This is a genomic window from Acidovorax sp. YS12 (assembly GCA_021496925.1).
In the GTDB taxonomy this organism is placed as follows: domain Bacteria; phylum Pseudomonadota; class Gammaproteobacteria; order Burkholderiales; family Burkholderiaceae_C; genus Paenacidovorax.
Map to the genome: position 1 here is coordinate 4,174,169 of CP053915.1, position 21,559 is coordinate 4,195,727.

17 protein-coding genes and 1 riboswitch are annotated in these 21,559 nt (G+C 70.7%); of the genes, 15 read left to right on the forward strand and 2 right to left on the reverse strand.

Features of this window, described 5'->3' with window-relative positions; all coding sequences use genetic code 11:
• The first annotated feature begins 2 nt into the window (after positions 1–2).
• From YS110_18695 to YS110_18765, 15 genes are all read left to right on the forward strand, one after another.
• Positions 3–1,496: a UDP-N-acetylmuramoyl-L-alanyl-D-glutamate--2,6-diaminopimelate ligase gene (locus tag YS110_18695; GenBank protein ID UJB66646.1), complete on the forward strand. Its 1,494-nt coding sequence runs from the start codon at positions 3–5 to the stop codon at positions 1,494–1,496.
• Positions 1,493–2,875 (forward strand): UDP-N-acetylmuramoyl-tripeptide--D-alanyl-D-alanine ligase, encoded by a 1,383-nt coding sequence (murF, locus tag YS110_18700; GenBank protein ID UJB66647.1) that lies wholly within the window; start codon positions 1,493–1,495, stop codon positions 2,873–2,875. The genes YS110_18695 and murF overlap by 4 nt, the downstream gene beginning before the upstream one ends.
• Entirely contained in the window at positions 2,866–4,044 is a 1,179-nt protein-coding gene (locus YS110_18705) for a phospho-N-acetylmuramoyl-pentapeptide-transferase (protein UJB66648.1), read from the forward strand. Before murF ends, YS110_18705 begins: the two co-directional genes overlap by 10 nt.
• Positions 4,041–5,807, forward strand: coding sequence for a UDP-N-acetylmuramoyl-L-alanine--D-glutamate ligase (locus YS110_18710; GenBank protein UJB66649.1), 1,767 nt, complete (start codon positions 4,041–4,043; stop codon positions 5,805–5,807). Before YS110_18705 ends, YS110_18710 begins: the two co-directional genes overlap by 4 nt.
• The gene (gene ftsW, locus YS110_18715; GenBank protein ID UJB66650.1) at positions 5,804–7,075 is read left to right on the forward strand and encodes a putative lipid II flippase FtsW; all 1,272 of its coding nucleotides are present in this window, start codon (positions 5,804–5,806) and stop codon (positions 7,073–7,075) included. The genes YS110_18710 and ftsW overlap by 4 nt, the downstream gene beginning before the upstream one ends.
• Entirely contained in the window at positions 7,072–8,136 is a 1,065-nt protein-coding gene (gene murG, locus YS110_18720; GenBank protein UJB66651.1) for an undecaprenyldiphospho-muramoylpentapeptide beta-N-acetylglucosaminyltransferase, read from the forward strand. The genes ftsW and murG overlap by 4 nt, the downstream gene beginning before the upstream one ends.
• The gene (locus YS110_18725; protein UJB66652.1) at positions 8,133–9,575 is read left to right on the forward strand and encodes a UDP-N-acetylmuramate--L-alanine ligase; all 1,443 of its coding nucleotides are present in this window, start codon (positions 8,133–8,135) and stop codon (positions 9,573–9,575) included. Before murG ends, YS110_18725 begins: the two co-directional genes overlap by 4 nt.
• The gene (locus YS110_18730; GenBank protein UJB66653.1) at positions 9,572–10,576 is read left to right on the forward strand and encodes a D-alanine--D-alanine ligase; all 1,005 of its coding nucleotides are present in this window, start codon (positions 9,572–9,574) and stop codon (positions 10,574–10,576) included. The genes YS110_18725 and YS110_18730 overlap by 4 nt, the downstream gene beginning before the upstream one ends.
• On the forward strand, positions 10,573–11,367 hold the full coding sequence (locus YS110_18735) for an FtsQ-type POTRA domain-containing protein (GenBank protein ID UJB66654.1): 795 nt from the start codon (positions 10,573–10,575) through the stop codon (positions 11,365–11,367). The genes YS110_18730 and YS110_18735 overlap by 4 nt, the downstream gene beginning before the upstream one ends.
• A 38-nt stretch (positions 11,368–11,405) precedes the next feature.
• Positions 11,406–12,635 carry a cell division protein FtsA gene (ftsA, locus tag YS110_18740; protein UJB66655.1) on the forward strand — a complete coding sequence of 410 codons (1,230 nt, stop codon included), beginning with the start codon at positions 11,406–11,408 and terminating at the stop codon, positions 12,633–12,635.
• 153 nt (positions 12,636–12,788) lie between these two features.
• A complete protein-coding gene (gene ftsZ / locus YS110_18745) occupies positions 12,789–14,015 on the forward strand; it encodes a cell division protein FtsZ (GenBank protein UJB66656.1) in 1,227 nt (408 codons plus the stop codon).
• 173 nt (positions 14,016–14,188) lie between these two features.
• Positions 14,189–15,112, forward strand: coding sequence for a UDP-3-O-acyl-N-acetylglucosamine deacetylase (locus tag YS110_18750; GenBank protein ID UJB66657.1), 924 nt, complete (start codon positions 14,189–14,191; stop codon positions 15,110–15,112).
• 6 nt (positions 15,113–15,118) lie between these two features.
• Positions 15,119–15,295 (forward strand): hypothetical protein, encoded by a 177-nt coding sequence (locus tag YS110_18755; GenBank protein UJB66658.1) that lies wholly within the window; start codon positions 15,119–15,121, stop codon positions 15,293–15,295.
• Between the two features lie 15 nt (positions 15,296–15,310).
• Positions 15,311–15,432, forward strand: a riboswitch (TPP riboswitch).
• 78 nt (positions 15,433–15,510) lie between these two features.
• The gene (gene thiC / locus YS110_18760; GenBank protein ID UJB66659.1) at positions 15,511–17,355 is read left to right on the forward strand and encodes a phosphomethylpyrimidine synthase ThiC; all 1,845 of its coding nucleotides are present in this window, start codon (positions 15,511–15,513) and stop codon (positions 17,353–17,355) included.
• A 140-nt stretch (positions 17,356–17,495) separates the two neighbouring features.
• Positions 17,496–19,145 carry an MCP four helix bundle domain-containing protein gene (locus YS110_18765; GenBank protein UJB66660.1) on the forward strand — a complete coding sequence of 550 codons (1,650 nt, stop codon included), beginning with the start codon at positions 17,496–17,498 and terminating at the stop codon, positions 19,143–19,145.
• A 94-nt stretch (positions 19,146–19,239) separates the two neighbouring features.
• Here YS110_18765 and YS110_18770 read toward each other — a convergent pair whose 3' ends face one another.
• Together YS110_18770 and YS110_18775 are read right to left on the reverse strand one after the other, a co-directional pair.
• Complete coding sequence (locus YS110_18770; GenBank protein ID UJB66661.1) at positions 19,240–20,865, reverse strand: MCP four helix bundle domain-containing protein; 1,626 nt, start codon at positions 20,863–20,865, stop codon at positions 19,240–19,242.
• 191 nt (positions 20,866–21,056) lie between these two features.
• The gene (locus YS110_18775) at positions 21,057–21,476 is read right to left on the reverse strand and encodes a hypothetical protein (GenBank protein UJB66662.1); all 420 of its coding nucleotides are present in this window, start codon (positions 21,474–21,476) and stop codon (positions 21,057–21,059) included.
• Positions 21,477–21,559 lie beyond the last annotated feature (83 nt).

The following is a 21,559-nucleotide window of genomic DNA, read 5'->3' on the forward strand; positions in this document are numbered from 1 at the left end:
GCATGCAGACCCTTGCCACCCCGCAGGAGGCCGTGGCCTTCCTGCGCGCGCGCGTCACCGGCACGCTGCAGACCGACAGCCGCCAGGTACGGCCCGGCGACGGCTTCATCGCCTGGCCCGGCGCCGCCACCGACGGCCGCGCCCACGTGGCCGGTGCGCTGGCGCGCGGCGCGGCCGCCTGCCTGGTGGAGCAGGACGGCGTGGCGCCCTTCGCCTTCGCGGGTGCACACATCGCCGCGCTGCGCGGCCTGAAGGCCGCCACCGGGCCGATCGCCGCCGAATGGTTCGGCCACCCCACGCAGTCGCTCCAGGTGCTGGCCGTGACCGGCACCAACGGCAAGACCAGCAGCGCCTGCTGGCTCGCCGACGCCATTCAAGCGCTATCGAAACAAGAGCTGCCAGCGCTTGCTGGGTGTGCCCTGGTGGGCACTTTGGGCATTGGCGTGCCGCCGTGCCTGGAGTCCACCGGCATGACCACACCCGACCCGGTGCGCCTGCAGCGCGCGTTCCGCGCGTTCGTTGACCAGGGGCTGGGCCACTGCGCCATCGAAGCCTCGTCCATCGGCGTGGCCGAGCAGCGCCTGGCGGGCACGCGCATCCGCGTGGCGCTGTTCACCAACTTCACGCAGGATCACCTCGACTACCACGGCAGCATGGACGCCTACTGGCAGGCCAAGGCCGCGCTGTTCGACACGCCGGGCCTGCAGGCCGCCGTGGTCAACACCGACGACACACAGGGCGCGCACCTGCACACGCAGCTTGCCGCGCGCCCGCTCGACCTGTGGAGCTATGCCCTGCACCGCCCCGCGCGGCTGCAGGCGCAGGACATCGGCTTCGCCGACGGCGGCCTGCGCTTCGCCGTGGCCGAGGGCACGCAGCGCGAATGGCTGCAGACGCGGCTCATCGGCCAGTACAACGTGTCCAACCTGCTCGGCGTGATCGCCGCGCTGCGCGCGCTGGGCGTGCCGCTGGCGCAGGCCGTGCGGGCCTGCGCCGCGCTGTCCCCGGTGCCCGGCCGCATGGAGCAGATCGCTTTGCCCGGCCAGCCCCTGGTGGCCGTGGACTACGCGCACACGCCCGACGCGCTGGCCCAGGCCCTGGCCGCGCTGCGCCCCGTGGCGCAGGCGCGCGGTGGCCGTTTGTGGTGCGTGTTCGGCTGCGGCGGCAACCGCGACGCCAGCAAGCGCCCGCTGATGGGCGCGGCCGCGCAGCAGGGCGCCGACGCCGTGCTGGTGACCAGCGACAACCCGCGCGGCGAAGCGCCGCAGGCCATCATCGGCCAGATCCTGCAGGGCATGGCGCCCGGCGCCCGGGCCGAACCTGACCGCGCCGCCGCCATCGCCCAGGCCGTGGCGGGGGCGGACGCCGCCGACGTGGTGCTGATCGCCGGCAAGGGCCACGAGGACTACCAGGAGGTGCAGGGCGTGCGCCACCCGTTCTCCGACATGGCGCAGGCGCGCCAGGCGCTGGCCGCGCGCCAGGGAGGTGCTGCATGACGATGACGCTGCAACAAGCATGGGCATGGATCGCCGCGCGCGTGCCGCAGGCGCGCCTGGCGGGCGATGGCGCGTTGCCCATCGTGCGCGTGCACACCGACACGCGCACGCTGCAGCCGGGCGACCTGTTCGTCGCCCTGAAGGGCGAGCGCTTCGACGCCCATGACTTTCTGCCCCAGGCGCGCGCAGCCGGGGCTGTGGCCGCCGTGGCGCATGGCGGCCTGGCGGCCGCGGGCCTGCCCGGTATCGAGGTGCCCGACACGCTGGCCGCCCTGGGCGCGCTGGCCGCTGGCTGGCGCGGCCAGTTCAGCCTGCCGCTGATTGCCGTGACCGGCAGCAACGGCAAGACCACCGTGACGCAGATGCTCGCCAGCATCCTCGCCGCGCACGCGGGCGAGGCCGCCTTTGCCACGCGCGGCAACCTGAACAACGCCATCGGCGTGCCGCAAACGCTGCTGCGCCTGCAGGCCGCGCACCGCATCGGCGTGGTGGAGCTGGGCATGAACCACCCGGGCGAGATCGCCTACCTGGCCGGCCTGGCACGCCCCACCGTGGCGCTGGTGAACAACGCGCAGCGCGAGCACCTCGAATTCATGCAGACCGTGCAGGCCGTGGCTGAGGAAAACGGTGCCGTGCTGCCGGCGCTGCCGCCCGACGGCGTGGCCGTGTTCCCGCACGGCGACGCCTACACCGCGCTGTGGCGCGGCCTGGCGGCGGGCCGCCGCTGCATCACCTTCGGTGGCGATGGCGCCGACGTGCGCTGCCTTCATGCCCAGTGGCAGGGCGACGCTTGGCAGGCCACGCTGCACACGCCCCAGGGCGCCATCCGCACGGCGCTGCACATCGCGGGCCGCCACAACGTCGCCAATGCCCTGGCCGCCACGGCCTGCGCGCTGGCGGCGGGCGTGGCCCTGGATGCCGTGGCCCAGGGCCTGGCGGCGTTCGCGCCCGTGGCGGGGCGCTCGCGTGCGCTCGGGCTGTATTGCCAGGGGCGCCGCGTCACCGTGGTGGACGACTGCTACAACGCCAACCCCGACTCCATGCATGCCGCCATCGAGGTGCTGGCCGAGCTGCCCGCACCGCGCTGGCTGGTGCTGGGCGACATGGGCGAGGTCGGCAGCCAGGGCCCGCAGTTCCATGCCGAGGCCGGCGCGCATGCGCGTGCGCGGGGCATTGAGCGGCTGCTGGCGCTGGGCGAACTGAGCGCGCACGCGGCGCGGGCCTTCGGCCCCGGCGCGCGGCATTTCGACGACAAGGACGCACTGCTGGCCGCGCTGCGCGCGGCCCTGCCCGAAGCGGGCAGCGTGCTGGTGAAGGGATCGCGATTCATGAAGATGGAACAGGCCGTGCAGGCCTTGCAGGAGGCCGCATGCTCTTGATGCTGGCGCAATGGCTGCAGGGCCTGTCGCCCGAATTCGGATTCCTGCGGGTGTTCCAGTACATCACCTTCCGCGCGGTGATGGCGGCGCTCACGGCGCTGCTGATCGGCCTGCTCGCGGGGCCGAAGGTCATCCGCATGCTGCGCGCGCTGAAGATCGGCCAGCCGATCCGCGGCTACGCCATGCAGACCCACCTGAGCAAGAGCGGCACGCCGACCATGGGCGGGGTGCTGATCCTGGCCTCGCTGGCCATCTCCACGCTGCTGTGGTTCGACCTGTCGAACCGCTTCGTCTGGATCGTGCTCACCGTCACGCTGGGCTTTGGCGCCATCGGCTGGGTGGACGACTGGCGCAAGGTGGTCAACAAGGACCCCGAGGGCATGCGCTCGCGCGAGAAGTATTTCTGGCAGTCGGTGATCGGCCTGGTGGCCGCGCTGTACCTGGTGTTCAGCATCTCGGAGAGCTCGAACGCGCGCGTGTTCGAGCTGTTCCTGGCCTGGGTGCAGTCGGGCTTCTCGCTCGACCTGCCGCCCAAGGCCGGGCTGCTGCTGCCGTTCTTCAAGGAAGTCAGCTACCCGCTGGGCGTGCTCGGCTTCGTCATCCTGACCTACCTGGTCATCGTCGGCGCGAGCAATGCCGTGAACCTGACCGACGGCCTGGACGGCCTGGCGATCATGCCGGTGATCCTGGTCGGCGCCGCGCTGGGCGTGTTCGCCTACGTCACGGGCAACGCCGTGCATGCCAAGTACCTGCTGTTCCCGCACATCCCGGGGTCGGGCGAGCTGATGATCTTCTGCGCCGCCATGGCCGGCGCGGGCCTGGCCTTCCTGTGGTTCAACGCGCACCCGGCGCAGGTCTTCATGGGCGACGTGGGCGCGCTGGCGCTCGGCGGCGCCCTGGGCACCATCGCCGTGATCGTGCGCCAGGAGATCGTGCTGGCCATCATGGGCGGCATCTTCGTCGTCGAGGCGCTGTCGGTGATGCTGCAGGTGGGCTGGTTCAAGTACACCAAGCGCAAGTACGGCGAAGGCCGGCGCCTGCTGAAGATGGCGCCGCTGCACCACCATTTCGAGAAAAGCGGCTGGAAGGAGACCCAGGTGGTCGTGCGCTTCTGGATCATCACCATGCTGCTGTGCCTCATCGGCCTGACAACCTTGAAGCTGCGATGACGAACCCCGACGACGCACTTCACCCCCTCCCGCCCGCCGCAGACCCTGCGGCGTCGGCATGTCTTGCAGACCCTGCGGCGCCGCCGCTTTCGGCTGCGCAGGAAGCCGCCGCGTTCGTGGCGAAGATCTTCGCCGAGCCGGTGGCCGAGGCGCCCGTGCAGGAAGCGCAGCCGCAGGCAGAGGCGCAGGAGCAGGAGCAGGCGCCCATCTTTGCCCCCGTGCCGCAGGACTGGCCTGCGCAGGCCGAACAGCCGCTGCACGGCCAGCGCGTGCTGGTGCTGGGCCTGGGCGCCTCGGGCCTGGCGATGGCGCGCTGGTGCGCGCGCTGTGGCGCGCAGGTCACGGTGGCCGACACGCGCGCCGCGCCGCCGCAGCTTGCCACGCTGCGCGCCGAGCTGCCGCAGGCGCGCTTCATCGGCGGCGCGTTCGACGCGGCGCTGGTGCAGGACCAGGCGCTGGACGCCATCTACCGCTCGCCCGGCTTGGCACCGGCCGCGCTTGCTCCTGTTTTGGAAGCTGCTCGCGCTTGTCAGGTAAGCGTTTGTGGCGAATTGGACCTGTATTCGCAAGCGCTGCGCGCCTTGTGCACGCAGCACGGCTACGCGCCCGCCGTGCTGGCCGTGACCGGCACCAATGGCAAGACCACCGTCACCTCCCTCACCGGCCAGCTGGTGCAGCACGCGGGCCGCAGCGTGGCCGTGGCGGGCAACATCGGCCCGACGCTGCTTGACACGCTGGCCGCGCGCATCGCCGCGCAGGATTTGCCCGAAGCCTGGGTGCTGGAGCTGTCGAGCTTCCAGCTCGACGGCGTGCAGGGCTTCGAGCCCACGGCGGCCGTGGTGCTCAACCTCACGCAGGACCACCTCGACTGGCACGGCGGCATGGCCGCCTACGGCGCGGCCAAGGCGCGCATCTTCGGCCAGACCGGGCTGATGGTGCTGAACCGGGAGGACCCGGCGGTGATGCAGATGCTGCCCGAGCCGGTGCGCGTGAAGCTGCAGAAACCGCAGTTGCGCGCCCATGTCACGTTCGGCGCCGACCTGCCGCAGCGCCCGGGCGACTTCGGCATCGAAACCGTCAACGGCATGGCCTGGCTGGTGCGCGCGCACCAGGCCGACGAAACGGCCAAGCGCGCCAGGCTGCACGAGGAGCCGCTGCACCTGCAGCGCCTGATGCCGGCCGACGCGCTGCGCATCCGCGGCCGCCACAACGCCTGCAACGCACTGGCCGCGCTGGCCCTGGCGCAGGCGGCGGGCTGCGCGCTCGGCACCATGCTCTACGGCCTGCGCGCGTACCGGGGCGAGCCGCACCGCGTCGAGTCCGTCGGCGTGGTCGGCGGCGTGGAGTATTTCGACGACAGCAAGGGCACCAACGTCGGCGCCACCGTGGCCGCGCTCGCGGGCCTGGGGCCGGAGCGGCGCCTGGTGGTCATCCTCGGCGGCGACGGCAAGGGCCAGGACTTCGCGCCGCTGGCCGCGCCCATGGCGCGCCACGCGCGCGCGGCCGTGCTGATCGGGCGCGACGCGCCGCACATCGCCGCCGCGCTGCAGGACACCGGCGTGCCGCTGCTGCCCGCCGCCCGCATGGAAGATGCCGTGCAGCAGGCCGCCGCGCAGGCCCAGCCGGGCGACGCGGTGCTGATGTCGCCGGCCTGCGCCAGCCTCGACATGTTCAGGGACTACGCGCACCGCGCCCAGGTGTTCGTCGATGCCGTACGCGCGCTCGCGCAGGCGCAGGGGCAGGAACTGGAGGGCGGCCTGTGACCACCACCGCCACCCCCGGCCTGCTGCAGCGCATCGGCGCCTGGTTCGGCGCGCTGCCCGCCAAGGCCGCCGACCGCCTGCCGGTGCGCGTGGGCGGCATGGAATACCGCCAGACCACGGCCACGCCCGCGCACGTGCTGGGCTTCGACCAGGCGCTGGTCTGGGTGGTGGTGGCGCTGCTGGCCTGGGGGCTGGTGATGGTGTACTCGGCCTCCATCGCCATGCCGGACAACCCGCGCTTCGGCAAGATCGCGCCGCTGCACTTCCTGGTGCGCCACGTGCTGGCGCTGGCCATGGGCTTCGTCGCAGCGCTGCTGGCGTTCCAGGTGTCGATGAAGACCTGGGAGCGCGTTGCGCCCTGGCTGTTCGTCGCCTCCATCCTGCTGCTCATCCTGGTGCTGATCCCGCACGTCGGCACGGCGGTGAATGGCGCGCGGCGCTGGCTGTCGCTCGGGGTGATGAACTTCCAGCCCTCGGAGCTGGCCAAGTTCGCCGTGCTCGTCTACGCCGCCGACTACATGGTGCGCAAGATGGACGTGAAGGAAAACTTCTTCCGCGCCGTGCTGCCCATGGGCGCGGCGGTGGCCATCGTCGGCGCGCTGCTGCTGGCCGAGCCCGACATGGGCGCGTTCATGGTGATCGCCGTCATCGCCATGGGCATCCTGTTCCTCGGCGGGGTGAACATGCGCATGTTCGTCCTCATCGGCACGGTGCTGGTGAGCGCCTTTGCGCTCATCGTCATGACCAGCCCGTGGCGGCGCGAGCGCATCTTCGCCTACCTCGACCCGTTCAGCGAGGCGCACGCGCTGGGCAAGGGCTACCAGCTCTCGCACTCGCTCATCGCCATCGGGCGCGGCGAGGTTTTCGGCGTCGGCCTGGGCGGCAGCGTGGAAAAGCTGCACTGGCTGCCCGAGGCGCATACCGACTTCCTGCTCGCGGTGATCGGCGAGGAGTTCGGCCTGGTGGGCGTGCTCGCGCTCATCGTGCTGTTCCTGTGGCTCACGCGGCGCATCATGCAGATCGGCCGCCAGGCCATCGCGCTGGACCGCGTGTTCTCCGGCCTCGTGGCGCAGGGCGTGGCGGTGTGGCTGGGCTTCCAGGCCTTCATCAACATGGGCGTGAACCTTGGGGCGCTGCCCACCAAGGGGCTGACGCTGCCGCTCATGAGCTTCGGCGGCTCGGCCATCCTGATGAACCTGATCGCGCTGGCGGTGGTGCTGCGCGTGGATTACGAAAACAAGCTGCTCATGCGTGGAGGCCACGTATGAGCCAGAAAACCGCGCTCATCATGGCCGGCGGCACCGGCGGCCATATCTTCCCCGGCCTGGCCGTGGCGCAGGCGCTGCGCGCGCGCGGCTGGCGCGTGCACTGGCTGGGCACGCCCGGCAGCATGGAGTCGCGCATCGTGCCGCCGCAGGGCTTCGCGTTCGAGGCCATCGACTTCTCCGGCGTGCGCGGCAAGGGGCTGGCCACGCTGGCGCTGCTGCCGCTGCGGCTGCTGCGCGCCTTCTGGCAGGCGCTGGCCGTGGTGCGCCGCGTGCGCCCCGACGTGGTGCTGGGCATGGGCGGCTACGTCACCTTCCCCGGCGGCATGATGGCCGTGCTGGCGGGCAAGCCGCTGGTGCTGCATGAGCAGAACTCCGTCGCCGGCATGGCGAACAAGGTGCTGGCGGGCGTGGCCGACCGCATCTTCACCGCCTTCCCCGGCGTGCTGAAAAAAGGCCAGTGGGTCGGCAACCCGCTGCGCGAGGCCTTCCTGGCGCAGCCCGCGCCGGCCGCGCGCTTCGCCGGGCGCAGCGGGCCGCTGCGCCTGCTGGTGGTGGGCGGCAGCCTGGGCGCCAAGGCGCTGAACGAGATCGTGCCGCAGGCGCTGGCGCTGATGCCCGAGGCCGCGCGCCCGCAGGTCACGCACCAGAGCGGCGCCGCGCAGATCGACGCGTTGCGCGCCCATTACGCCGCCGCCGGCGTGCAGGCCGACCTGACGCCGTTCATCGACGACACCGCCAGCGCCTTCGCGCAGGCCGACGTGGTGGTCTGCCGCGCGGGCGCCAGCACCGTGACCGAGCTGGCCGCCGTGGGCGCGGCGGCGGTGTTCGTGCCCTTCCCGGCGGCGGTGGACGACCACCAGACCACCAATGCCCAGTTCCTGGTGCAGGCAGGCGGCGGCTGGCTTGTGCAGCAGCGCGACCTGACGCCTGGCGGACTGGCCCAGATGCTACAAAACATGGAGCGCCCCGCGCTTGTCCAGCGGGCGCAAAACGCCAAAAACATGCAAAAAACCGAAGCCACCGCCGCGGTGGTCGCGGCCTGCGAGGAGCTGGCCACATGAAACACGCCATCCGCCACATCCACTTCGTCGGCCTGGGCGGCGCCGGCATGAGCGGCATTGCCGAGGTGCTGCACAACCTGGGCTACCAGGTGTCGGGCTCCGACCTGTCGGACAGCGCCACGCTGCGCCGCCTGCAGGGCCTGGGCATCGCCACCCACGTGGGCCACGACGCCGCCCACGTGCAGGGGGCCGATGCCGTGGTCACCTCCACGGCGGTGCAGGGCGACAACCCCGAGGTGCTGGCCGCGCGCGCGCGCAAGATTCCCGTGGTGCCGCGCGCGCTCATGCTGGCCGAGCTGATGCGCCTGCGCCAGGGCGTGGCCATCGCCGGCACGCACGGCAAGACGACGACCACCAGCCTGGTCACCAGCGTGCTGGCCGAGGCCGGGCTGGACCCCACTTTCGTCATCGGCGGGCGCCTGAACAGCGCCGGCGCCAACGCGCGGCTGGGGCAGGGCGAGTACATCGTGGTCGAGGCCGACGAGTCCGACGCCTCGTTCCTCAACCTGCTGCCGGTGATGGCCGTGGTCACCAACATCGACGCCGACCACATGGAGACCTACGGCCACGACTTCGGCCGGCTCAAGCAGGCGTTCGTGGACTTCCTGCACCGCATGCCGTTCTACGGCGCGGCCATCCTGTGCGTGGACAACCCGGGCGTGCGCGAGATCCTGGCCGACGTGGCGCGCCCCGTCACCAGCTACGGCTTCGGCGAGGACGCGCAGGTGCGCGCCGTCAACGTGCGTGCCGACGCCGGGCGCATGCGCTTCACCGTGCAGCGGCGCAACGGCGTGACCCTGCCCGACCTGGAGGTGGTGCTGAACCTGGCGGGCGAGCACAACGTGCTCAACGCGCTCGCGGCCATCGCCGTGGCGGTGGAGCTGGGCATTTCCGACGATGCGGTGCTGCGCGCGCTGGCCGGCTTCACCGGCGTGGGGCGGCGCTTTCAGCGCTACGGCGACCAGCCGGCGCGGGCGGAAAACGGCGGCGGCCACTACCAGCTCATCGAGGACTACGGCCACCACCCGGTGGAGATGGCCGCCACGCTGGCGGCGGCGCGCGGCGCTTTCCCCGGGCGGCGCCTGGTGCTGGCGTTCCAGCCGCACCGCTACAGCCGCACGCGCGACTGCTTCGAGGATTTCGTCAAGGTGCTGGGCCAGGCCGACGTGGTGCTGCTGACCGAGGTCTACGCGGCGGGCGAGGCGCCCATCGTCGCCGCCGACGGGCGCTCGCTGGCGCGCGCGCTGCGCGTGGCGGGCCGCGTCGAGCCCGTGTTCATCGACGACGTGGCCGAGCTGCCGCGCGCCATCGTGCAAAGCGCGCGCGCGGGCGACGTGGTGCTGTGCATGGGCGCGGGCTCGATCGGCGCGGTGCCTGGGAAGGTGGCCGAACTGCTACAGAATAGTGAGCTGCTGGCGCAGGATGGGAAAGCGTTATGAGCCAATTTGATCCTCAATCCGACACCGGATTCAACGCCGCGGCCCTGGGCAAGGTGGCCGTGCTCATGGGCGGCGATTCGTCCGAGCGCGAGGTGTCGCTGATGTCCGGCGGCGGCGTGCTGCAGGCGCTGCGCGCGCGCGGCGTGGATGCGCACGCCTTCGACCCGGCGCACGCCAGCCTGGCCGACCTCAAGACCCATGGCTACACGCGCTGCTTCATCGCGCTGCACGGCCGCCATGGCGAGGACGGGACGGTGCAGGGCGCGCTGGAGCTGCTCGGCATTCCCTACACCGGCTCGGGTGTGATGGCGTCGAGCATCGCCATGGACAAGATCATGACCAAGCGCATCTGGCGCTTCGAGGGCCTGCCGACGCCGGACTGGCGCCTCGTCGCCAGCGCCGCCGAAACCGCGCAGGCCCTGGCCGCGCTGGGTGCGCCGATGATCGTCAAGCCTTCGCGCGAAGGCTCCACCATCGGGCTGACCAAGGTCACCTCGCCCGGCCAGTGCGAGCAGGCCTACCGCCTGGCCGCGCAGCACGACCCCGAGGTGCTGTGCGAGCAGTTCATCGACGGCGACGAGACCACCTGCCCGGTGCTCGGCCAGGGCGCCGGCGCTGCGGCGCTGCCGGTGATCCGCATCGTCGCGCCCGAGGGCAACTACGACTACCAGAACAAGTACTTCACCGACGTGACGCAGTACCACTGCCCGAGCGGCCTGCCCGAGGCCGAGGAGCGCGCCATCCAGCGCCTGGTCGAGCGCGCCTACCGCACGCTGGGCTGCCGCGGCTGGGCGCGCGCCGACATCATGGTGCGCGCCAGCGACCGCCAGCCCTTCCTGCTGGAGATCAACACCTCGCCCGGCATGACCGGGCATTCGCTCGTGCCCATGTCGGCGCGCGCGGCGGGCACCAGCTACGAAGAGCTGTGCCTGCGCATCCTCGCCAGCGCCTCGCTCGACGCGCTGCAGAACACCGCCGACACGGCCCTGGGAGGCGCATGAACGCTCCGCTGCCCGCACCGCTGGACGTCAGGCTCATGAACTGGACCGCCTCGGCCCTGTTCGTGTGCTGCGCCGCGCTCGTGCTGGCAGCGGGCGCGCGCTGGCTGCTGGGGCGCCCGGCATTCGCCATCCACCGCATCGTGGTGCAGGGCGACCTGGTGCACAACAACGCGGTCGGCCTGCGCCCCATGGTCATGCCCAGCCTGGCGGGCAACTTCTTCACGGTGGATCTGGAGGCCGTGCGCGCGGCCTTCGAGCAGGCTCCCTGGGTGCGCAGCGCCCAGGTGCGGCGCGAATTCCCCAGCGGCCTGCGCGTGGTGCTGCGCGAGCACGACGCCGTGGCCCTGTGGGGCGCCGAGTCGGAATCCAAGCTGCTCAACGGCGATGGCGAGGTCTTCGAGGCCGAGGCCGACGACGAAGAGCAGGACAGCCTGCCGCGCCTGCAGGGGCCGCAGGGCCAGGCGGGCGAGGTGCTGGCCATGTACCGCCGGCTGGCGCCGGTGTTCGAGCCGCTGGGGCTGGAGCTGGACGAGTTGCAGCTTTCCGGGCGCGGCGGCTGGCGCGCGCTGCTCGACAGCGGCGCGGCGGTGGAGCTGGGCGGCGGCACGCCCGAGGCCGTGGTGGCGCGCACGCAGCGCTTCGCGCGCACGCTGGCGCAGGTGGCGCAGCAGTACCGGCGCAGGCCGGAGGCGCTGGAGTCGGCCGACCTGCGCCACGAGGGCGGCTACGCCGTGCGTCTGCGCGGCGTGACCACGGTGAGCGACGAACAGGCAGCGAAAAAGGTGCGCTGAGGCGCCACGGGACAACGAAACAGAGGGCACACAGGCATATGGCAAGAGAATACAAAGACGTGGTCGTAGGGCTGGACATCGGCACCGCCAAGGTCATGGCCGTGGTCGCCGAGGTGCTGCCCGGCGGCGAGCTGAAGCTCGCGGGCCTGGGCGTGGCGCCGAGCAACGGCCTCAAGCGCGGCGTGGTCGTGAACATCGACGCCACGGTGCAGAGCATCCAGCAGGCGCTGAAAGAGGCCGAGCTGATGGCCGACTGCAAGATCCAGCGCGTCTACACCGGCATCACCGGCAGCCACATCCGCGGCCAGAACTCGCGCGGCATGGTGGCCATCAAGGACAAGGAAGTCACCGCCACCGACGTGGCACGCGTGGTGGAGACGGCCAAGGCCATCAACATCTCCAGCGACCAGCGCCTGCTGCTGGTGGAGCCGCAGGAGTTCGTGATCGACGGGCAGGACGTGAAGGAGCCCATCGGCATGAGCGGCATCCGCCTGGAGGCCAACATCCACATCGTCACCGGCGCGCAGAGCGCGGCCGAGAACATCATCAAGTGCGTGCGCCGCTGCGGCCTGGAGGTGGAGCAGTTGATGCTCAACCCGCTGGCCAGCAGCCAGGCCGTGCTCACCGACGACGAGCGCGAGCTCGGCGTGGCCGTGGTGGACATCGGCGCGGGCACGACCGACGTGGCCATCTTCACCGGCGGCGCGATCCGCCACACGGCGGTGATCCCGGCGGCGGGCGACCTGATCACCAGCGACATCGCCATGGCGCTGCGCACTCCGACCAAGGATGCCGAGGACATCAAGGTGGAAAGCGGCTACGCCAAGCAGCTGCTGGCCGACCCCGAGGCCCAGGTGGAGGTGCCCGGCCTGGGCGACCGCGGCCCGCGCCTGCTCAGCCGCCAGGTGCTGGCGGGCGTGATCGAGCCGCGCGTGGAGGAGATCTTCTCGCTCGTGCACCAGGCCATCCGCGACTCGGGCTACGAGGAAGTGCTGTCCTCGGGCATCGTGCTCACGGGCGGCAGCTCGGTCATGCCGGGCATGGTGGAGCTGGGCGAGGACATCTTCCTCAAGCCCGTGCGCCGCGGCATCCCGAAGTATTCGAGCGCGCTGGCCGACATGGTGGCGCAGCCACGCGCGGCCACCGTCATGGGCCAGCTCGAGGAGGCGCGCCAGGCGCGCCTGCGCGGCTTCAAGGTGGCGGCCAAGAGCGGGTCGATGAAGACCGCGTTCGGCCGCTTCAAGGACTTCATCGTGGGGAACTTCTGACCATGCCCCTCGACTGGAACTGGTTCGTGCGCGCGGGGCCCGCGCGCCGCTCGCGGCGGTGCGGCACCGGGCCACCGCCCATGGGGCGCTCGCCCCCCCCACCTCTTTTACCCCAGGCACATTGTTTTTCAGAGTAGTTTCAGGAGCACCCACATGACCATCGAAATGATCGAGTCCGAAGAGTTCAACCAGGGCACGCAGATCAAGGTGATCGGTGTCGGCGGCGGCGGCGGCAACGCCGTCGAGCACATGATCGCGCGCGCCGTGCAGGGCGTGGAATTCGTCTGCGCCAACACCGACGCGCAGGCCCTCACGCGCAGCACGGCGCACCGCCACATCCAGCTCGGCGGCAGCGGCCTGGGCGCGGGCAGCAAGCCCGAGAAAGCGCGCGAGGCCGCCGAGAGCGCCGAGGCCGAGATCCGCCAGGCCATCCAGGGCGCGCACATGCTGTTCATCACCGCCGGCATGGGCGGCGGCACGGGCACGGGCGCCGCGCCGGTGATCGCGCGCATCGCCAAGGACATGGGCATCCTCACCGTGGGCGTGGTCACCAAGCCCTTCGAGTGGGAAGGCAGCCGCCGCATGAAGAATGCCGACGACGGCCTGTCCGAGCTGGAGAGCAACGTCGATTCGCTGATCGTCGTGCTCAACGAGAAGCTCATCGAGGTGCTCGGCAACGACATCACGCAGGAGGAAGCCTTCGCCCATGCCAACGACGTGCTGAAGAACGCCGTGGGCGGGATCGCCGAGATCATCAACGACTACGGCCTGGTGAACGTCGACTTCGAGGACGTGCGCACCGTGATGGGCGAGCCCGGCCGCGCCATGATGGGCACGGCCACGGCCAGCGGCCCGGACCGCGCGCGCATCGCCGCCGAGCAGGCCATCGCCTGCCCGCTGCTCGAAGGCATCGACCTCTCGGGCGCCAAGGGTGTGCTGGTGCTGGTTACGGCCGCCAAGGGCAGCCTGAAGATGGCCGAGTCGGGCCAGGCCATGAGCACCATCAACGCCTATGCCGCGCCCGATGCGCACGTCATCTACGGCGCGGCCTACGACGACACCCTGGGCGACGAGATCCGCGTCACGGTGGTGGCCACCGGCCTGTCGCGCCCCAACGTGCGCCGCCAGCCCATGCAGGTGGTGCAGGGCGCGCTGCGCACCGGCACCGACAACATCCCGTACCCGATGCCCATGGCCGGTGGCGCGGGCCCGGCGCTGGGCGGCGCGGGCGGCGTGGCGGGCGCCGATTACGGCAGCATGGCCGTGCCCAGCGTGTGGCGCAACAACCGCACGCAGGCGGCGGCGCGCGTGGACGCGCTGTCCTCGGGCGGCATGGACGACCTGGAAATCCCGGCGTTCCTGCGCAAGCAGGCCGATTAGGCCGGCTGAGTGCACGGCGTGCCCGCATGCGCGGGCTGCCGTGGCGCCGTCCAACCCGCTGGCGTGCCAGCGGGTTTTCTTTTTTGTGCGGTGCTGGCGTGGCCCGGGGCCATGGCCGGCATAGCCGGCGTCAATCGGCCCGCAGGCACCCCGGCTACTAAAATCATCGGCCTATGCTCCAGCAACGCACCATCAAGACCCTGACCCGCGCCGTGGGCGTGGGCCTGCACAGCGGCCAGCGGGTCGAGCTGACCCTGCGGCCGGCCCAGCCCGATACGGGCATCGTCTTTCGCCGCGTGGACTTGCCGGAGCCGGTGGACATTCCCATCAGCGCCACGGCGGTGGTCGATACGCGCATGGCCTCGACCATCGGCGCGGGCGGCGCCAAGGTGCACACGGTGGAGCACATCATGTCGGCCTGCGCGGGCCTGGGGCTGGACAACCTCTACATCGACATCACCGCCGAGGAGGTGCCGATCCTCGACGGCTCGTCGGCTTCGTTCGTGTTCCTGCTGCAAAGCGCGGGCGTGGAATTGCAGAAGGCACCCAAGCGCTTCATTCGCGTGATCCGGCCCGTCGAGGTGCGTGAGGGCGAGGGTGCGCAGCTGAAGTGGGCGCGGCTCGAGCCATACCACGGCTACAAGCTGCGCTTCGAGATCGACTTTGCCCATCCGGCGGTGGATTCCACCGGCCAGTGCGTGGAGTTCGACCTGGGCCATGGCAACTACGCGCGCGACATCGCGCGCGCGCGCACTTTCGGCTTCACGCGCGACGTGGAGATGCTGCGCGCCAACGGCCTGGCGCTGGGCGGCGGGCTGGACAATGCCATCGTCATGGACGACTACAAGGTGCTCAACAGCGATGGCCTGCGCTACGACGCCGAGTTCGCGCGCCACAAGATCCTCGACGCCATGGGGGATCTGTACCTGGTAGGCAAGCCGCTGCTGGCGGCCTACAGCGCCTTCCGCTCGGGCCACGCCATGAACAACCAGCTGCTGCGCGCGCTGCTGGCGCAGCCCGATGCGTGGGAGATCACCAGCTTCGACAGCGAGCGCCAGGCCCCCGCAGGGTTCGCCCAGCCCGTGGGCGCCTGGTAGCCGGGCATGCTGCTTTTCCGCTGGATCGTCACCTTGCTGCTGCTCATGGCGGGGGTGTCTTTCGTGTTCTACGTCGGCACGGGCCAGGTGCGCTACCGGCGCTTCGGCCTCATGGTGCTGAAGTGGACGGTGATCGCCGCCTGTGCCTTCTTTGCCGTGCTGCTGGTCGGGCGCATCGCCTGAATTTTCCCTATACTCGCGCCTGCTCCGGGGTGCACGTAGGATTAATTTCCTGGGCGTGCTGAGATGGCGGACCTGACCGCCGGAACCGCGAACTTGATCTGGTTAGTACCAGCGTAAGAAGAGCTGCAATGGAAGAGGTGCGTGCGCGTGTGTATCCGCGCGCGCCTTCCATCGATTGCGGAGCATTCCATCCACCCGCCCAAGGAATGCCCGCGATGAACGCTCCCGACTCGTTTTCCCACCTCCTGGCCCGCACGCGCGAGCCTTTCCCGGCCTCGGCCAAAAGCTACCTGACAGGCTCGCGCGGCGACCTGCGCGTGCCGGTGCGCGACATCCGCCTGACCAATGGCGAGGTGGTCAGCGTCTATGACACCTCCGGCCCCTACACCGACCCGGCCGCCGCCATCGACGTGCGCCAGGGGCTGGCCAGCGTGCGCGGCGCGTGGATCGCCGAGCGCGCCGACACCGAAAGCTACGAGGGCCGCGTGCGCAGGGCGCTCGACGACGGCCAGAAGGCCGAGGACGGCGACCGCCTGGCCCAGTTGCGCGCCGAGGCCGCCGCGCTGCAGCGCCAGCCGCTGCGCGCCAAGGCGGGCACGAACGTGACGCAGATGCACTACGCGAAGAAGGGCATCGTCACCCCCGAGATGGAGTACGTGGCGCTGCGTGAGAACGGCCGCCGCGAATGGATGCAGCAGTACCTGCAGGACGCGGCGCGCGAGCAGCGCCTGGCCGGCAACCCGCTGGGCGCGAGCATTCCGAAGATCATCACGCCCGAGTTCGTGCGCGACGAAGTGGCGCGCGGCCGCGCCATCATCCCGGCCAACATCAACCACCCCGAAGTCGAGCCCATGGCCATCGGGCGCAACTTCAAGGTGAAGATCAACGCCAACATCGGCAACTCGGCCGTCACTTCCAGCATCGAGGAAGAGGTGGAAAAGCTGGTCTGGGCCATCCGCTGGGGCGCGGACAACGTGATGGACCTCTCGACCGGCAAGGCCATCCACACCACGCGCGACTGGATCGTGCGCAACAGTCCCGTGCCCATCGGTACCGTGCCCATCTACCAGGCGCTGGAGAAGGTGGGCGGCATCGCCGAGGACCTGACCTGGGCCATCTTCCGCGACACGCTGATCGAGCAGGCCGAGCAGGGCGTGGACTACTTCACCATCCACGCGGGCGTGCGCCTGGCCTTCATCCACCTTACCGCGCAGCGGCGCACCGGCATCGTCTCGCGCGGCGGCTCCATCATGGCCAAGTGGTGCATGGCACACCACCGCGAGAGCTTCCTGTACGAGCACTTCGAGGACATCTGCGACATCATGAAGGCGTATGACGTGTCCTTCAGCCTGGGCGACGGCCTGCGCCCCGGCTGCGCGTCCGACGCCAACGACGAGGCCCAGTTCGCCGAGCTGCGCACCCTGGGCGAACTCACGCAGACCGCCTGGAAGCACGACGTGCAGACCATGATCGAAGGCCCCGGCCACGTGCCGCTGCACATGATCCAGGCCAACATGACGGAGCAGCTCAAGCACTGCCACGAGGCGCCGTTCTACACCCTCGGGCCGCTGACCATCGACATCGCGCCGGGCTACGACCATATCGCCAGCGCCATCGGCGCCGCCATGATCGGCTGGATGGGCACGGCCATGCTGTGCTACGTGACGCCCAAGGAACACCTGGGCCTGCCCGACCGCGATGACGTGAAGCAGGGCATCATCGCCTACAAGATCGCCGCGCACGCCGCCGATGTGGCCAAGGGCCACCCGGGTGCCCGCGCGCGCGACGACGCACTGAGCCAGGCGCGTTTCGACTTCCGCTGGCAGGACCAGTTCAACCTGGGCCTGGACCCCGACACCGCCAAGGAATACCACGACGAAACCCTGCCCAAGGACAGCGCCAAGGTGGCGCATTTCTGCTCCATGTGCGGCCCCAAGTTCTGCTCGATGAAGATCACGCAGGAGGTGCGTGAATTCGCCCAGCAGGGCCTGCAGCACAAGGCCGAGGAGTTTCGCGGCGCGGGCGGCGAGCTGTACGTGCCCATCCAGCCGGTGGCCTGACGGCGGCCGCATTGGTGGATTCCCTCTGGGCGCCCCGGCGGTTCGTAGCATAAAGTTACGCCCTCGCCAGGGTTCACAAGGCCCTGGCTGCCCTGGCATGCGCATTGCATGAGACAGGGCTCTTCAGTCAAGGGGAATTCATGAGAGTCCTGGGCCGCCTGTCCATCCGCGCGCGTCTGTATTTCGGCACGGTGTTTTCATTGGCCTTGCTGGTGCTGCTGGGAAGCATGGGCTATGTGGCCCTGGACCGCACGCGCACCACGCTGCAGGTGCTGTTCGCCGAGCGCGTGCAGACGCTGACCGACATGTCCGACCTGCGCACCACGCTGGGCGATCTGCGCCGCGCGGAGAAGGACATCATCATCAACTACAACAACGCCGTCGAGGTGGGCCAGTTGCGCGAGCGCTGGAACAAGTCCCTCGCGTCGCTGCGCAAGAGCCTGGGCGAAGCGCGCGGGGCGCAGGCGGCGGACGCCGCGTTCGCCAAGGCCGTAGACCAGGCGCTGGCCGAGATCCAGCAGTACGCCGAAGGCATCGGCCCCATTTTCGACCGGCTGGAAAACGCCCAGCTCGACGGCGCGGGCGCCGGGGCCTACGCGGACCAGCTCAAGCAGCACATGGAGGCCACCGACCAGTTGCTCTCCACCCTGGCCCAGAGCGCGCGCCAGCAGATGGACGAAGCGCGCCAGGCCGTGGATGCGCGCACGTCGGCCATGGCCGGGCTCATCGGCGTGACCCTGCTGGTGGCGCTGGCCGTGCTGGTGCCCCTGACGCTGGCCAGCGTGCGTTCCATCACGCGCTCGCTGGCGCAGGCGCGGGACCTGGCCGAGCACATCGCGGCGGGCGACCTCACGCACGAAATCCGTGCACAGCAGCAGGATGAAGTGGGCCAGCTGGTGCAGGCCATGGGGCGCATGCAGGAGGCGCTGCGCGCCCTGGTGCGCCAGGTGCAGGATGCGGCCGGCAACATCGCCACGGCCAGCGGCGAAATCGCCACGGGCAACCAGGACCTGAGCCTGCGCACGGAGCAGACGGCGGCCAGCCTGCAGGAAACGGCTTCTTCGATGGAACTGCTGGCCGGCACCGTGCAAAGCGGCGCCGAGTCCTCGCGCCATGCCAGCGACTATGCCGTGTCGGCCGCGCAGGTGGCGCAGCGCGGCGGCAGCATGGTGGAGCAGGTGGTGCAGACCATGGACCAGATCACGGCCAGTTCGCGCAAGATCGCCGACATCACCGGGGTGATCGACTCCATTGCCTTCCAGACCAATATCCTGGCGCTCAACGCCGCCGTGGAGGCCGCCCGCGCGGGCGAGCAGGGGCGCGGCTTTGCCGTGGTGGCCGGCGAGGTGCGCATCCTGGCGCAGCGCAGCGCCGCGGCGGCCCGGGAGATCAAGGACCTCATCGGCAACTCCAGCCAGCGTGTCGAGGAGGGGTCGCGCCAGGTGGCGCAGGCGGGCGAGACCATGACCGAGATCGTCGGCAGCGTGCGCCGGGTCTCGGACATCATCGGCGAAGTCACGGCGGCGGCCGCCGACCAGCGCGACAACCTCGGCCAGATCCACCAGTCGGTGCGCCAGCTCGACCAGATGACGCAGCAGAACGCGGCCCTGGTGGAGCAGTCGGCGGCGGCTTCCGAGTCGTTGCGCGAGCAGGCGCGCCTGCTCGCGCAGGCCGTGCGCCAGTTCAAGGTGCGCGAGGGCGAGGGCGCCGCGGGCCAGGCCGTGGCGCGCGTGGAAGCGCCGGCGGCATCGCCCATGCTGGCGCGGGCCCTGCCTGCCGCCAGCGCGTGAGGCCGGGGGTACGTGCGGAATATGAGCCAAGATAGCCTCCAGCCCTTTCCTGGAAAGCGCTGGCAGCTATCGAACTCGTAGCGGAGATCCTGGCTCAGTGCGCCGCAAGGCGCAGGGCGGGCGGCACCACCGCCTGGGGCGGCTGCCCCGGCAGCAGGAACTGGCTGACCAGCCCCGTGAGGTCGTTGGCCTGCACCCGCAGGCTTTCGGTGGCGGCCGAGGACTCTTCCACCAGGGCCGCGTTCTGCTGGGTCATCAGGTCCAGGCGCGAAAGCGCGGAGTGGATCGACGTGATGTCGTCGTTCTGCGCCTGGCTGCCGGTCTTGATGTCGGCCATCGTGCGCGCGGCGTCCTGGATCGCCGTGACCACCTGCTGCATCGCCCGGCCGGCGTCGCCTGCCAGGCGCGAGCCGGCCTCGACCTGCTCGACCGAGGTGGCGATCAGCGCCTTGATCTCGCGCGCGGCCTGTGCCGAGCGGTTGGCCAGGCTGCGCACCTCGCTGGCCACCACGGCAAAGCCGCGCCCCTGTTCGCCCGCGCGGGCGGCCTCCACGGCGGCGTTGAGCGCCAGGATATTGGTCTGGAAGGCAATGGAGTCGATCATTCCCGTGATGTCGGCGATCTTGTGCGCGCTGGCGGAGATGTCCTGCATGGTCTGCACCACGTGCGCCACCACGTCCTGGCCTTGGCGGGCCTGGGCCGCGGCCTGGGCGGCACGCGCCTCGGTGTGGTGCGCGGTCTCCGCCGAGGCCTGCAGGGCCCGCTTGACGTGCTCCAGCGCCGCGGCCGTTTCCTGCAGGCTGGCCGCGGCTTCCTCGGTGCGGTCGGACAGGTTGGCGTTGCCGCTGGCGATGTCGGTGGACGCCGCGTGCAGGCTGTATACCGAGGCGCGCACCTGCTGCGCCAGGTGCCGCAGCGCCGTCTGCATGACTGCGAGCGACGACAGCATGTGGCCGGTTTCGTCGCGGTCGTGCCCGGCGATGTCGTGGCGCAGGTCGAGCCCGGCCACGCGGTTGGCTGTGTCGCTGGCCAGCGCGATGGGCCGCGTGATGCTGCGCACCAGCCATAGCGCCAGCAGCGTGCCCAGCACCAGCGAGAGCGCGCCGAACGCCACCAGTGCCAGTTGCGCCCTCCAGCTCCAGCTCGCCACCCGCAGGGCCCCGGCGTCGATGGACTGGCGCTGGGACTGCGTGAGCGCGTCCAGCGCCGCCAGCAGGGCCTGCGACGCGGGCAGGAACTGCGTTGCATAGACCTCGCGGATGCGCTGCGTGAGCCCGAAATCGCGCGCCTGCACCAGGGCCGCGCGGGCCTGGTGGAACGACTGCGCCTGCGTGTTCACATGCGCCAGGTGTTCCTCGTCCGCAGTGCGGGCGAGGCGTTGGGCCAGGGTGTCGATCAGGGCATCGTATTGCCGCTGGGTCTCGGCAATGTCTGCTCCCAGGGTCTCTCCCACTTCGGGCTCGGAACTCAGCGCCACCGCCTTGTAGCGCTCGGCGTTGATGGCCTGGAGGCGGTAGGCATCGGCCACCAGCCGTTCATTCGACACGCTGCGCTGGACGATGTCGTCGGTCGATTGCCCGATGCGGAGCAAGGACCACAGCCCGATCGCGGAGCCCACCAGGCTCAGCGCCAGCACGGCGACGAACAGGCCCAGCAGGCGCCGGCCCAGGGGGCCGACGGTGGCGCGGGCAGGGAGGGGGAGTGTGTGTGGCATGTGCATACGTCGAACGCCGGTGAGGCCGAGTGAACCCGATGCACACTGTGCTGCCAAATTGTGACAATATGTTTTCGCCGCATCCGGTGCGGCGGAGGGCTCCTAGGGAACTTCTGCACGAATCGAGCGGCAAGCGGGCGCGGCAGACCGCCCGGGGCCGCAGATGCACGCGGCGCGGCGATTCGTGCAGAGGCTCCCTAGATGGTCGAAGGGCTGCCGCTGCGGGCCGTGGGCACGGCTTGCGCCAGCCGCCAGCCCTGGGCGTGGATGGCGTCGCACAGGTGGCGCCCATCGGCGTGGTAATGGATCTCGGTGCCTTGCGGCGCTTCCAGCGCCGGCAGCAGCGTGTGCAGCAGCGCCAGCGCGCGCGGCAGGTCGGTCACCGAGATGTCCACCCGCATGAAGGTGGCCGCCCGCTTGCCGTCGGCATGCCGCTCGCCCAGGGATTCGCCCCAGCCCACGACCGTGCCCAGCCCCTGCGCCTGCAGCGCCTGGTCGATGCGCTCTTCGCGCAGGTGCAGCGGGTCCACGGCATGGCGCGCCACGGGGATGCGTACGTAGACGAAGAACTGCGGCATTTCGTGGTGGGCGTAGCGGTCATCGGGTGGGAGTTGCATGCGGTTCTTTCTACACCAAGCGCCGCATCTGCGCTGGCAACGGCCTTTGCGGCCATCCGGCCTGCGCCACGGGGCCCGCGACC